The 12714-nt window shown below is 58.6% G+C and carries 17 protein-coding genes; 7 read left to right on the top strand and 10 right to left on the bottom strand.

What is annotated here, in order from left to right; genetic code table 11:
* Positions 1-94: 94 nt before the first annotated feature.
* Both dusA and MWU60_RS04660 read left to right on the top strand, forming a co-directional pair.
* Entirely contained in the window at positions 95-1090 is a 996-nt protein-coding gene (gene dusA, locus MWU60_RS04665; protein ID WP_247225958.1) for a tRNA dihydrouridine(20/20a) synthase DusA, read from the top strand.
* A 35-nt stretch (positions 1091-1125) separates the two neighbouring features.
* Positions 1126-1863 carry a hypothetical protein gene (locus MWU60_RS04660; protein ID WP_247225957.1) on the top strand — a complete coding sequence of 246 codons (738 nt, stop codon included), beginning with the start codon at positions 1126-1128 and terminating at the stop codon, positions 1861-1863.
* On the opposite strand, the gene MWU60_RS04655 is transcribed toward MWU60_RS04660, so the two are convergent.
* Complete coding sequence (locus MWU60_RS04655) at positions 1860-2519, bottom strand: HTH domain-containing protein (RefSeq protein ID WP_247225956.1); 660 nt, start codon at positions 2517-2519, stop codon at positions 1860-1862. The genes MWU60_RS04660 and MWU60_RS04655 overlap by 4 nt on opposite strands.
* A gap of 207 nt (positions 2520-2726) precedes the next feature.
* On the opposite strand from MWU60_RS04655, the gene MWU60_RS04650 reads away from it, so the two are divergent.
* From MWU60_RS04650 to MWU60_RS04635, 4 genes are read left to right on the top strand one after another with little or no spacing between them, the layout of a single operon-like run.
* A complete protein-coding gene (locus MWU60_RS04650; protein ID WP_247225955.1) occupies positions 2727-2939 on the top strand; it encodes a twin-arginine translocase TatA/TatE family subunit in 213 nt (70 codons plus the stop codon).
* Between the two features lie 31 nt (positions 2940-2970).
* A complete protein-coding gene (tatB, locus tag MWU60_RS04645; protein WP_247225954.1) occupies positions 2971-3396 on the top strand; it encodes a Sec-independent protein translocase protein TatB in 426 nt (141 codons plus the stop codon).
* Complete coding sequence (locus MWU60_RS04640) at positions 3393-4391, top strand: twin-arginine translocase subunit TatC (RefSeq protein WP_247225953.1); 999 nt, start codon at positions 3393-3395, stop codon at positions 4389-4391. The genes tatB and MWU60_RS04640 overlap by 4 nt, the downstream gene beginning before the upstream one ends.
* Positions 4388-5230 carry an ATP-binding protein gene (locus tag MWU60_RS04635; RefSeq protein ID WP_247225952.1) on the top strand — a complete coding sequence of 281 codons (843 nt, stop codon included), beginning with the start codon at positions 4388-4390 and terminating at the stop codon, positions 5228-5230. The genes MWU60_RS04640 and MWU60_RS04635 overlap by 4 nt, the downstream gene beginning before the upstream one ends.
* Before the next feature lie 33 nt (positions 5231-5263).
* Here MWU60_RS04635 and MWU60_RS04630 read toward each other — a convergent pair whose 3' ends face one another.
* From MWU60_RS04630 to MWU60_RS04615, 4 genes are all read right to left on the bottom strand, one after another.
* Complete coding sequence (locus tag MWU60_RS04630) at positions 5264-6466, bottom strand: M23 family metallopeptidase (protein ID WP_247225951.1); 1203 nt, start codon at positions 6464-6466, stop codon at positions 5264-5266.
* Positions 6467-6528: 62 nt separating this feature from the next.
* Positions 6529-7170 (bottom strand): protein-L-isoaspartate(D-aspartate) O-methyltransferase, encoded by a 642-nt coding sequence (locus tag MWU60_RS04625; protein WP_247225950.1) that lies wholly within the window; start codon positions 7168-7170, stop codon positions 6529-6531.
* The gene (gene surE / locus MWU60_RS04620) at positions 7167-7952 is read right to left on the bottom strand and encodes a 5'/3'-nucleotidase SurE (RefSeq protein ID WP_247225949.1); all 786 of its coding nucleotides are present in this window, start codon (positions 7950-7952) and stop codon (positions 7167-7169) included. The genes MWU60_RS04625 and surE overlap by 4 nt, the downstream gene beginning before the upstream one ends.
* A gap of 65 nt (positions 7953-8017) precedes the next feature.
* Positions 8018-8395 carry a hypothetical protein gene (locus MWU60_RS04615; protein ID WP_247225948.1) on the bottom strand — a complete coding sequence of 126 codons (378 nt, stop codon included), beginning with the start codon at positions 8393-8395 and terminating at the stop codon, positions 8018-8020.
* Positions 8396-8476: 81 nt separating this feature from the next.
* On the opposite strand from MWU60_RS04615, the gene MWU60_RS04610 reads away from it, so the two are divergent.
* On the top strand, positions 8477-9040 hold the full coding sequence (locus MWU60_RS04610) for a TetR/AcrR family transcriptional regulator (RefSeq protein WP_247225947.1): 564 nt from the start codon (positions 8477-8479) through the stop codon (positions 9038-9040).
* On the opposite strand, the gene MWU60_RS04605 is transcribed toward MWU60_RS04610, so the two are convergent.
* From MWU60_RS04605 to MWU60_RS04585, 5 genes are all read right to left on the bottom strand, one after another.
* Positions 9027-9668: an SDR family NAD(P)-dependent oxidoreductase gene (locus MWU60_RS04605; RefSeq protein WP_247225946.1), complete on the bottom strand. Its 642-nt coding sequence runs from the start codon at positions 9666-9668 to the stop codon at positions 9027-9029. The genes MWU60_RS04610 and MWU60_RS04605 overlap by 14 nt on opposite strands.
* 39 nt (positions 9669-9707) lie before the next feature.
* Positions 9708-9974 (bottom strand): pilus assembly protein PilP, encoded by a 267-nt coding sequence (locus MWU60_RS04600; RefSeq protein ID WP_247225945.1) that lies wholly within the window; start codon positions 9972-9974, stop codon positions 9708-9710.
* 127 nt (positions 9975-10101) lie between these two features.
* Positions 10102-10506: an arsenate reductase (glutaredoxin) gene (gene arsC / locus MWU60_RS04595; RefSeq protein ID WP_247225944.1), complete on the bottom strand. Its 405-nt coding sequence runs from the start codon at positions 10504-10506 to the stop codon at positions 10102-10104.
* Between the two features lie 3 nt (positions 10507-10509).
* Complete coding sequence (gene purF, locus MWU60_RS04590) at positions 10510-11967, bottom strand: amidophosphoribosyltransferase (RefSeq protein ID WP_247225943.1); 1458 nt, start codon at positions 11965-11967, stop codon at positions 10510-10512.
* 182 nt (positions 11968-12149) lie between these two features.
* Entirely contained in the window at positions 12150-12713 is a 564-nt protein-coding gene (locus MWU60_RS04585) for a CvpA family protein (RefSeq protein ID WP_247225942.1), read from the bottom strand.
* Position 12714 lies beyond the last annotated feature (1 nt).

The raw sequence follows: 12714 nt of genomic DNA, 5'->3' as shown, positions 1-12714 counted from the left end.
CTTCGCTCTCGGGGGCTGGACTGCCCTATTTGCTGTGCAGTATGTGTGCGAAATGGTGACGAAATCCAAAGCGCGCGCCACAGGAGACCAGATTATGCCCAACAACGCAGTCACTGCGTCAGCGCGATTATCCGTGGCCCCGATGATGGATTGGACGGACCGGCATTGCCGATATCTGCACCGTCTGATGTCGCGCCATACCTTGCTTTACACCGAAATGGTGACGGCTCCTGCCATTGTTCATGGTGATCGTGACCGCTTGTTGGGGTTTAACGTTGCAGAGCAGCCGGTCGCGCTGCAATTGGGTGGGTCTGATCCGGCCCAACTGGCTGAGGCTGCGCGGATTGCCGAAGGGTATGGCTACGCTGAGATTAACCTTAACTGCGGCTGTCCGTCCGATAGAGTGCAATCGGGCAGTTTTGGCGCGATCCTGATGGAAAGTCCCGCATTGGTGGCGAACTGCGTGGCGGCGATGATGGACGCGGTACGTGTACCAGTAACTGTCAAATGCCGGATTGGCGTCGATGATCAGGACCCGCATGTGGTTTTGCCTGATTTTCTGGCCCAAGTGTCAGCGGCGGGTGTGGACCGGTTTTCGATCCATGCCCGCAAGGCCTGGCTGCAAGGGCTAAGCCCGAAGGAGAACCGTGATATCCCGCCTTTAGACTATGATTTAGTGATGCAAATGAAGGGGTTGTTCCCTCATCTTCATCTGGCGGTGAACGGTGGTATTGCTACGTTGGATGCCGCTGAGGCGTTTCTTGAACGTGGTCTGGATGGTGTGATGATAGGCCGCGCCGCTTATCATACTCCGGCTGATATTTTGTTGGACGCGGATGCTCGCATCTTTGGCGACCCGACCGGGCGGACCGCCGAAGAGGTTGTACATTTGATGCTGCCTTACATCGCTGATCATTTGGCCCAAGGCGGGCGTTTGGGGCAAGTCACCCGCCATATGCTTGGGCTATTTCAGGGGCGTCCGGGCGCACGTGGCTGGCGGCGGCATTTGTCGGAAAATGCCCATGCTGATGGCGCGGGGCCTGCGGTTGTGTTGGCGGCTCTTGATCATGTCACGCGTTTGGCGGCCTGAGGGACGAGGGTACGGCACCTGCGGCTGTTGATATGATGGAACAACAACTTTCAGAGCAGGGATATGCCGTCTTTCCCGATGAGCCGGAAGTCGCAGATTGGGCTGCCACAGCAGCGACTACTGGGTGCGCGGTGTTAGAGCAAGGCGGCGAGCGGCGTCATGGATCGACGTGGTTTGTAGGCGTTGATGCTTTGCCTAACGCACCAGACGGAAGCATCAATGGTGTGCCTTTGACAGGTCGCTGGCTGCGATATGTCGATGCGCCCGCCATCTGGCATGCTGCCCAGCTTTCGGTTGTTTTCCCCGGATATCCTCAGCGGGACGCGCATGAAGGCGAGGCCGCGCATCTGTTTCGCCGCAACCGCGATGCAGCCCATGTTGATGGGCTTTTGCCAGAAGGACAGGAGAGACGGCGGCATCTGCGTGAACCGCACGCGTTTATTCTTGGCTTGCCGCTTGATGATGTTGCGGCGAGCCCTCTGGTTGTTTGGCCCGGCAGCCACTTGATGATGCGCGCGGCGTTTCGCGCAGCCTTCAAGGACCTGCCACCGAAGGCATGGGGCGATCTGGATGTGACGAAAGTGTACCAGACCACGCGCCGCGCGGTGTTCGATACCTGCCAACGGGTCGAGATCAGCGCAAAACCGGGACAGGCGGTCTTGCTCGACAGGCATCTGTTGCATGGGGTGGCCCCTTGGGCCGCCGATGCGGAGGGGGCGATGCGGATGATCGCTTATTTTCGTCCGCAGACTGATGTTGCAGCGTGGCTCTAGGCCCGCAGGCAGTTGTAATCGCTCAACGCTTTGCCTCGTTCATCCACAAACAGGCTGGGCAGGATCCGCTGTCTGGTAATCTGGTCCACCCGGATTTCGTCAAACTGATTGCGGGTCTCGCACCAGACAACACAGGTCCAAAGCCGCCCCCAATAATCAAGTTGGAGCGGACGGACGGTGCGTGCCTCATCGTGCAGGGTCAGTTCAAGCTTTTGGCGGGTCCGCACGGCTTGCCGCAGGATCGGCAAGTGTTGAAACCCGCGTGCCGCATCCGCAAAGGGGTATATCGCAAAACCCGACCCGCTTGGGGCGCGACTGCGGTCTTCGGGCATCACCGCATCAAGCTTCGCCGATAAGGCACGCGCCGCCGCAGATAGCTCTGCATCGTCACTATGACTGACGGCATTCAGCCCTAGATGCAGCGCTTCCATCTCGGTCATTGTCAGGTTGAGAGGGGGTAGGGTGACCGCGGCAATGACGCGGTAACCGATCCCGCGCTCGCCTTCAATTGGCACACCCGAGGCGGCCAGCGTTTCCATATCGCGATAGATTGTGCGCAGGGATACATCCGTCGCTTTCGCAAGATCACCGGCGCGGTGCAAGGTCCCGTCGCGCAGGATCTGAATAAGTCGCATCAGACGGTCAGCACGGCGCATCGGGTTTCCTTTTGATTCGCGGCAGTTTTGCCAATTTTCTGGCAACTGACAAGTTTTTGTCACAAAATACCAAAAACCCTTGTGAAAAAGGGGCAGTAGCGGCGCAAATTGCGCAGTTCGCGCTTCCCTTGGCCGGGCTCCGGCCCTATTTGTCACAGCAGAGAGATGAAACGATGCCGGGCCTGCCCGCGGCAAAAGGAGAAAGACATGCTCAACAATATCGGCCTTCCCGGCCTTCTACTGATCGCTGTCGTGGTTCTGGTCTTGTTCGGACGCGGCAAAATTTCCAGCCTGATGGGCGAAGTCGGCAAAGGGATCACGGCCTTCAAAAAGGGCGTCGATGACGGCAAGCAGGAAATCGAAGACAGCATGGCAGACGCCAAAGACGTGACCCCCGCAGAAGAAAAAGACAAAGTCTGATCGCTTTGCCTGACGAAAAGGACCGCGCCTGATGTTTGGCCTTGGTTGGAGCGAAATGCTGGTCGTCGGCGTCGTGGCGCTGATTGTGATCGGCCCAAAGGATTTACCGGGCCTGTTCCGTACGATAGGGCAATTCACCGGCAAGGCCCGAATGATGGCGCGAGAGTTCTCAAACGCGATGAACCAAGCCGCTGATCAGGCAGGCGTGAAGGAAGTGTCGAAGACGCTGAAAGCCGCTGCGAACCCCACAAAGTTCGGGACCGATAAGATCAAAGAAGCGACAGGTATGACCAAAGGGCCTGCTACCGCAGAGCTATCGGCTGAACGCCAAGCGGCGAAAGAAAAGATGAGCAAGGCGATGGGGGACGCAGCGCTTGCGCGCCAAGCGCGCGAGGCTGAAGAGACGTTACAGACCGAATCCGCCCATGAAAAACCGGCACCTGAGGCGAAATCATGAGTGCCCAAGACGACATCGAAGACAGCGCTGCCCCGCTGCTGGAGCATCTGACAGAGCTACGCTCGCGCCTGATCTATTCGGTCATGGCGTTTTTGGTCGGCATGATCATCTGTTTCGCGTTCGGAGGCATGCTGCTTGATTTCCTGCTTGGCCCGATTGAAAAAACCATGCGTGATCTGGGCAACCCGAACCCGGTCATGCAATACACCGCACCGCAAGAGTATTTCTTCACGTTGATCCGCATTTCGGTCGTGGGTGGTCTGACGATCTCATTCCCAGTGATTGCCTATCAGCTTTGGCGCTTTGTCGCACCCGGCCTGTACCGCAATGAAAAGAACGCGTTTTTGCCGTTCATCATTGCCTCGCCCGTGCTGTTTTTGATTGGTGCGGCCTTCGCGCATTACATTGTCGTCCCGCTCGCAATGGCGTTCTTCCTTGGATTCGCCGATCTTCCGTCATTCGTATCAGCCATTATGGCGGGCGCAGTGACAGCGCCACCGGGGACCGAGTTGTTGCCGGGTGCGACCGGCGGACTTGGCCTGCCTGCCACCGCATCTGCAGTATCGGACAGCGGTGTGGACATCGTCTTTAACGGCAAGGTGAATGAAACGCTGGATATCACTTTGAAAATGATCGTGGCCTTCGGTGTGTGTTTCCAATTGCCTGTGCTGCTGACCTTGATGGGCTCTGCCGGTCTGGCCAGTTCGCGTGGTCTGCGCGGCACACGGAAATACGCGGTTGTTGGCATTTTAGTTGTGGCAGCTCTTGTCACACCGCCAGATGTGACAACGCAGCTGATCCTCTTTGTTGTCGTTTACGGCCTCTATGAAATCTCGATCCATTTGGTGGCCGCCGTTGAGCGCAAAAAAGATCGCGCTGCCCGCGCCGAAGGTGTGATCGGTGAAGGTGAAAGCCTGTTTGATATCGACGATGATGACATCAGCGAAGGCGAAGCTGCTGCCGATGCCACGACAGGTGAGGGCCCCAAAGCGTGAGCAAGAAGTCCTTGCAACGTATCGCGGCAGCACTTGAACGGATGAGCCCGGCACCGGGCGATGCACCGGAGTTCAACGCCGCGTCCGCCTTTGTGTGGCATGCTGATCCAGATCGTCTGGAGCCTGTCGCGCGGGTGAACCGTGTTAGCGTTGATCTGTTAGTTGGTGTCGATAGATCGCGCGATACGCTCATGGCAAACACGGTGCAGTTTGCGGCTGGGCTGCCTGCGAACAACGCTTTACTTTGGGGTGCGCGCGGCATGGGAAAATCAAGCCTTGTCAAAGCTATACATGGCGCAGTGAACGCAGATCACCCGGGTCTGAAAATCGTTGAGGTACAGCGCGAAGACCTGCCAACGATCGGCCGCTGTCTGAACCTGCTGCGCGGCGCGTCAGAGCGGTTTATTATGTTTTGTGACGATCTGTCCTTCGGCCATGATGATGCGCATTACAAATCGCTCAAAGCCGTTTTGGATGGCGGGATCGAAGGACGCCCCGAAAACGTAGTGCTTTATGCAACGTCAAACCGCCGCCACCTGATGCCGCGCGACATGATCGAGAACGAACGCTCCTCGGCGATTTCACCCTCAGAGGCTGTCGAGGAAAAGGTGTCGCTTTCAGATCGGTTCGGCTTGTGGTTGGGTTTCCATCCTTGTGATCAAGACGAATACCTTGCAATGATCCGGGGCTATTGCGATGCCTATGGGGTCGCGATTGACGATGCGACACTGCGTGCCGAAGCGATTGAATGGCAGGCCACGCGCGGCAGCCGGTCAGGCCGGGTGGCGTGGCAGTATTTCATAGATCTGGCTGGTAGGCGCGGTGTGACCTTGGCGTAAGGTGGATCATGATCCACCTTACTTTATCAACACTTACGGCAAGTAATCGGTCGGATCGAGGCTTTGTAGCCCGCGCCGCACCTCAAAATGCAAGAAGCTGGGATCAGCCGCCCGCACCTTCCCAATAACCTGCCCACGGGACACGCTGTCGTTCTTGTCGACTGTCAGCGCATCCATCTGCGTGTACACCGTCAGCAAGCCGTCGCTGTGCTTGAGCACAACAATCGCGCCACCGCTGGTATCGGTCGTGACCGCAGCAACGGTGCCAGAGCCTGCCGCCTGCACATCACTGCCCGCAGCGGCACCGATGTCGATGCCTTCATTCTGGCCGGGCGCATAGGCGCGGATGATCGACCCTTGGATCGGCATCAAAAAGCGCGCGTTGCTGCTGACCGGTTGCGTGGTCGTGGTGCCCAGATCAGGCGATGCAGGCACAGCCGCGGCGGGAAGCGGTGCGGCAGGTGTTTCTGCGGGTAAGGGCAGGGCGGCACTTGGCGGTACAGGCGTTGCAGAGCCACTTCCGGGTGCTGTGACCGCTGCGGGGGCAGGTGCTGCGGCGCCGCCTTGCGGGATCAGCAGGTACTGCCCTTCGCGGATTGTGAACGCCGCATCCAAACCATTCCATTCCGCGATGTTTGGCACGGGCACGTTATAGAGGCGCGAGATTGAGAATGTCGTCTCGCCGCGTTTAACTTGGTGGCGGATCGGTTCGTCGCCACTGACCGCAGGTTGAACCGGTGCCGCTGCTTGCGGTGCGGCCGGTGCAATCGGCGTGGCTGTCACACCGCCGGTGCCTGAGGCATCCGCGCGGTCCAGTGCTGTCGTCGCCACGGCAGATACGTCAAAGGGTTGGATCGGGCCGGTGATCAGCGCACCGGTTGCCGGTGACGGCTCAGTCACGCGGGTAGGTAGTGCAATGATCTCATCCCGGCGCAGGATCACGTCAGGTTCGATGCCGTTGTAGGCTGCAAGTTCATTCGCATCGAGGCCAAGCCGGATTGCAATGCCACGGATCGTGTCATCGCGGCGCGCGACAACAACCTGATAATTGGGGTAGGAAATGACGCCGCGATCATCGGGCCTTGGCCGTCCAGGCAGTGATTGCACCGCTGAGGTGGTGTCAAACCCATTCCCCACATCGCGCATATCAAAATCAAAACCTTCACATGCCGTGAGGGCCACCAAGGCCACACTCGTCATCATGATGCGTCTTACCGGGAAATGCCCGTTCGCCATCCTACCGCTCCTTTGCCTAAGTCGCCCCTTATCTATGGGGTCGTACTATATTTTGGGGTAGTTTACTCTTGTCCGAGCCCTTCTAGCAAGGGGACAAAGCGCACGGCGCGTAATTCATCGTAGTCAAAGCCGGTTTCTGTGCGTGAAACACGGATCAGGCTTTGCACAGCATCGGATTGTCCAACGGGCAAAACCATGATCCCACCGACCCGCAGTTGTGCCAGCAGCGGGCCGGGCGGATCTTCAGCCGCAGCTGTCAGCAGGATCCGGTCAAAGGGCGCTTGTTCTTCAAAACCGTGGCTGCCATCAGCGGTGAATGTCGTGATATTGGTGATATCGTTTGCTTCAAACACGGCACGCGCGGCGTGGACCAGGCGACGATAGCGATCCACCGTGTAGACCCGGCGGGCCAGCTTGCTGAGGATTGCGGCCTGATACCCGGACCCTGTGCCAATTTCGAGAACCTTGTCGCGGGGACTGATCTGAAGCGCTTGGGTCATCAGCCCGACAACCGAAGGCTGGCTGATAGTTTGCCCGCAGGCAATCGGCAAGGGCATGTCTTCATAGGCGCGGTCGGCAAATGTGCCTTTGACGTAATCGGCGCGGTCAACCTGTTCCATAGCCGTCAGCACGCGGGTGTCCGTCACGCCTTTGCTGCGGAGCGCGTAGAGAAACTGCATTTTGGTTGCCGCATCAAAGGTCACTTCAGCGCATCCTTGAGCGTATCGACAAGGGCGTAATCGGTCAGATCGGCGCGCATTGGCGTGATCGAGATATAACCGTCAAGATTGGCCGCCGCATCTGTGCCCGGTGCGGTTGGTTCGTGCTGCGGCCCGCCGCGCACCCAGAGGAATTTGCGGCCTGTAGGTGAGGTCTGTGCCTCGGCCCGGAACCGCGTGTTCAAACGGAACCCTTGTGTTGTTGCGGCCATCCCTTTGACGTCAGCGCCCGGTGCCGGTGGAAAGTTGACGTTGTAGAACAGCTTGTAATCGGCATCATCCCAAAGTGCGTCTTGCATCAATGCCCGCACAGTTGCCGCGCCATGTACGGCAGCAGCCTCAAACGGATTGTCCAAATTCGCGTTGGCAGGCCCGTAAAACTGCGACAGGGCGATAGACCGCACGCCTTGCAATGCGCCTTCAATACAAGCACCGATGGTGCCGGAATAAAGCGTGTTTTCAGCTGCATTGTTGCCCCGGTTCACACCCGACAGGATCAGATTGGGCGTGTTGTCTTTCATCACATCATAAAGCCCCGCAATCACGCAATCGGCTGGTGATCCTTCCGCCGCAAACCGGCGCGGGCCTAACTCGGCGATCATCGTGGGGTGGGTATAGCTGATGCAGTGACCCACGCCAGATTGTTCAAAAGCAGGGGCCACCGTCCAAACCTCGCCCTCTGGTCCGGCGATATCATGTGCGATATCCGTCAGAACCTGCAGGCCGGGGGCATTGATACCGTCGTCATTGGTGATGAGAATGCGCATACAGCCGCCCCTTTGCTTCAGCTTTGTTCCTAAGCGAGGCAGGCGCGCGCGGCAAGCGCGCTTCGTTATGCGGTGCGAGGTCGGGTCGTACCGTAGAATGTCAGCAACGGTATGGCCAGGAAGATCACCCATTGCGGCATGGCCCAGGGCGACCCCAGCATGCCGATCCCATAAAACAGAAACAATCCGGCCCACCCCAGCTGCATCGCGCAAACGGCCACCGACAGGGCCGGGTTGGGATGGCGTGCTAGCCAGAATAGCGCTGCTGCCAATAGTAGCAGGTTGATCGTCACCGCATGCCACAACACCGCAGCCATTGAGGCCAGATGGGCCGTTGGCAGTACGTCCTGATAGATCACGTGATACTCTGGCCCACCTGCAAAGACGTGGATCGCGGTGGTCAGGACCATAAGACAGGCGGCGATGATCAAAGGGCGGTTCATGGGGTAGACTCCTTTTCCATACGTACCCGTATGGTGTGCTTATCGCTTGCCCGTGTCAATACGCACCCGTATGGTTTCTGGATGACATCCAAAAAACAACGCCTCGGGCCACAAGAGTGGATCAATGCCGGTTTTCGTGCGCTGACCCATCACGGGCCCGAGGGGCTGCGGGTGGAGCCGATTGCCCGTGCGCTTGGCACGACGAAGGGATCGTTCTATTGGCATTTCAAGGATCTGGACGCATTCCAGCGTGCAATGCTGCGCTATTGGGAAGAGGCCGCAACGCATCGGATTATTGCCGAGCTAGAAGCGATTGCGCCGGGGCTGCCACGCTTGAAGGTCTTGGCCGCAGCCGTCAATGCGCCTCATGACGCCCAAGGTGGCTCGGGGGCAGAGGCCGCGATCAGGGGTTGGGCGCGCACATATGCACCGGCAGGTGTGGCTGTGACGCGTGTGGATGACACACGGCTGTCGTTCTTGCGCGATTGTCTGACCGGCATTGGCGTGCAAAACCCCGCGTTTGCGGCATTGCTTTATGGCGCCCACATCGGGCTTGAGCAGCTTTCATCGCGCGATGACATTGACGCCAAGGCGGGCCTGACCTGTCTGATTGATCTGATCGTGGCGCAGGCTAGCCCAGAATAAGCGGCAAGAGGCGGGCTGCTTCCGCCGCGGGGTCTGTCAGCGCGCTACGATCTTCGCCGGGATAGAACCGCGCCCGCGTGGCCGTGGGCATGGGGGCGGGGGTCAGGATCTGCACTTTCGGCCCGGTTTTGGCGCTTTCAGCCGCCCAACTGCGGGCCAGTGCGATTTGTGCGCCCTTCGTTGCGCCATATGCGCCAAAGAACTGATCGCCGCCGCGCGAATCGTCAAAGAACACCGCTTGGCCGGTTTGCCCCAAAAGCGGGCTGACATAGGCGATCAGACGCGATGTGGCCTCAATGTTGATCGTCATGGACTTGGCCAGGTCTTTGGGGCCGATGTGTCCCGCAGGGGCCAAAGGGGCGGCATGGATCGCCGTGTGCAGCCAAAGATCAAGGCTGCCCCAGCGATCATAGATACCACGGCACAGCTGCTGCATCGCCGCATCAACGCTGATGTCCATAGGGGCCAGTGTTGCTTGTCCTCCGGCGGCCTGGATTGCATCGTCAAGCTCTTCCAGCGCGCCAACCGTCTTGCCTACGGCAATGATGTGGTGTGTCGGGGCGAGCGCCTTGGCCAATGCGGCCCCAAGGCCGCGCGATGCGCCGGTGATGAGTGCTGTTTTTGTCATGGAGCGCGTGATGTGCCGAACCGCGCCCAAGGTCAAGCGTTAGCTGTGTGGCAATGCCAGTGATTGCGTGCGTCCCCAGCGATCAGTGATGACCACCTGTGCATCGTTAATAGCATTCACTTGCACACCAAGTGCGGTTTGGCCGACATGCACCCGTGCTATTTGTCCGCGTGACGAGCGGAGCAAAGCCGTCGGCCCATCATGGGCCTGTATCAGCCCGATAACGGACAGCGTGCGCAGCTCTAATGCGTCCGGCAAAGTGGCTTTGGCGGCTGCAAGAGCCGGGTTTGGTGTGTCTTCTGACATGGATCATACTGCGTCGGTTTTTGATTTGCCGCGCTCTTGCCAGATGTGTTCGTCAAGAAAAAGGGGGGCGGGCGTGCATTGACGCTAGGTTCGGCGCCAATTTACCTAACGTTTGATCACATGCGCGTCAGGGCGCGAGGATCAGGGTACCGTCTTCTTTGTAGACTGGCCCGGTCAGCGGCTTTTCCAGCAATGGCAACACGGCCTCGGACGGGCGGCACAAAGCGACGCCCTTGGGCGTGCACACGATGGGCCGGTTCACCAAGACGGGATGTTGCAGCATGGCATCCAACAGCACATCATCGCTGACATCGGGGGCAAGTAGTCCCAATTCTTCTGCCGGGGATTTGGAGGTCCGCAAGGCGTCACGCGGTGTAATATCGGCCGCGGCGAACAGGGCTTGCAATTGGGGACGGGTCCAGCCGGTTTTGAGGTACTCAACAACGACCGGTTCTGTCCCGGTCGCCCGGATCACCGCAAGGACATTACGCGAGGTGCCGCAGTCGGGATTGTGGTGGATCACGGTGGTCATGGGTTATTCCGCCGCCGTCTTTGCCTGAAACCCCTGTTCAATCATATCTGAGGGTGCCACCGGGTACTCGCCCGAGAAGCACGCATCGCAGTAAGCGGGTGCCTTGGCATCGCGCCCTTTGGCTTCACCGACGGCACGGTAAAGCCCATCGAGCGAGATGAATTTGAGGCTGTCTACACCTAGATGATCGCGCATTTCTTCTGCGGACATCGTTGCCGCGAGCAGCTTTTCGCGCTGGGGGGTGTCGACGCCGTAAAAACACGGCCATGCGGTCGGCGGCGAGGCAATGCGGAAATGAACCTCGGCAGCACCTGCATCAAGGATCATTTCCTTGATCTTGCGGCTGGTAGTGCCGCGCACCACGCTGTCATCAACAAGGATCACGCGTTTGCCTTTGATCAGGGCACGGTTCACGTTGAGCTTCAAACGGACACCCATGTTGCGGATGCTCTCGGTGGGTTCGATGAACGTGCGGCCCATGTATTGGTTACGGATAATGCCCATCGCGTAGGGGATACCGGATTCCAGCGAATAGCCGATAGCAGCCGGCGTGCCGCTGTCAGGCACAGGACAAACCAGATCGGCATCGACAGGTGCTTCCTTGGCCAGTTCGCGGCCGATGTTTTCGCGGGTTTCATAGACAGAGCGACCACCAAGGATACTGTCGGGGCGGCTGAAATAAACATGCTCAAAGATGCAGAACCGCGACCGCTTGGGGCGGAAAGGAAAATGGCTCGCGACGCCTTTTTCGGTGACGACGACCATCTCGCCCGGCTCAATCTCGCGAATAAACTCGGCCCCGATGATATCGAGCGCGCAGGTTTCCGACGCCAATGCCCAGCCATCACCAATTTTGCCCAACACCAACGGGCGCACACCCAACGGGTCGCGACAACCGATCAGTTTGGTACGGGTCATGGCAACGATGGAAAACGCGCCTTCGACCTTGCGCAGGGCTTCTTCCATGCGGTCGGGGATGTTGCGCCCCATAGAGCGCGCCATGAGATGAATGATACATTCGCTGTCAGATGAGCTTTGGAAGATGGATCCACGCTCGATCAGTTCCTTGCGCAAAGACAGGGCGTTGGTAATATTGCCGTTATGTGCAATCGCCGCACCGCCCATCGAAAACTCGCCAAAGAACGGCTGCACGTCGCGCATGGCCGTTTGGCCCTTCGAGCCCGCAGTCGAGTACCGGACATGGCCGATCCCGATAGAACCGGGCAGGCGCTCCATCATTGAGGCAGAGGTAAAGTTATCCCGGACCAGCCCCATGCGGCGCTGCTGACTAAAGCCAATGTCGGCGTCATGTGTGACAATCCCGCCGGCCTCTTGCCCGCGGTGTTGCAAGGCGTGCAGGCCAAGGGCCACAAAGTTCGCCGCATCGGTCACACCGACAACGCCAAACACGCCACATTCCTCCCGCAGTTTATCATCGTCAAAGGGATGGGCGGGGGGCATCAAGTTGGACAAGGGGGCAGCTCCGAATCCGTTGGTTTTGGATGTGTCCGTCTTAGAGGGTCAAACGCGTTGTGTCACGAAACGATCAGGGTTCAGAGCATGGAAAGACTGTTTCGGGCGCTTGACCATCAAAAAGGCCACATGCAGAGCTGCATGTAGCCTTAATGAATTGGTGCGTTTATCTACTGTGCTGGTGCGCCGCAGTTACCAACCAACTGCTGGTACTGTTCAGTAATCCAACCCAAAGCCTGCTCAGGATTTTGTTCTTCGATCTGACCAGTCAACTGGGCGAATACCTGTGCTGAGCGGCTGTCATCGACGACCGCAAACTGCTGCGTCGCAAAGATCGTGTCGTAGACAAAGAACGCCACAGCGATAAGCAGGATGCCACGCAAGATGCCAAAGAAAAAGCCAAGGCCTTGGTCAATACCACCGAGGGCCGAGCGTTGAATGACGCTGGAAAACAGGGGCGTGAAGATTGATACGACCACAAGCGCCACCGCAAAGACCGCAGCAAAGGCCGCGATGATGGCTAACTCGCAGCTGTCGCCGATAAATCCGCCGATGACCGGGATTTGGCGCACAAGAGGCTCAACCTGATCGGCGAAGATGAATGCGACGATGGTCGCACCGATCCAACCCAGAATGGCCATCGCCTCGCGGACGAACCCGCGGCTGTACGCCAAAACGCCCGAAAGCAGGACGATGATCGCGACGCCCGCGTCGACAAGTGTGAAACCTTCCATG

This window comes from Yoonia sp. F2084L, from assembly GCF_023015625.1.
Classification (GTDB): Bacteria; Pseudomonadota; Alphaproteobacteria; order Rhodobacterales; family Rhodobacteraceae; genus Yoonia.
Note: the sequence above shows the minus strand (reverse complement) of the source record. Positions and strands in the feature narration are given on the sequence as shown.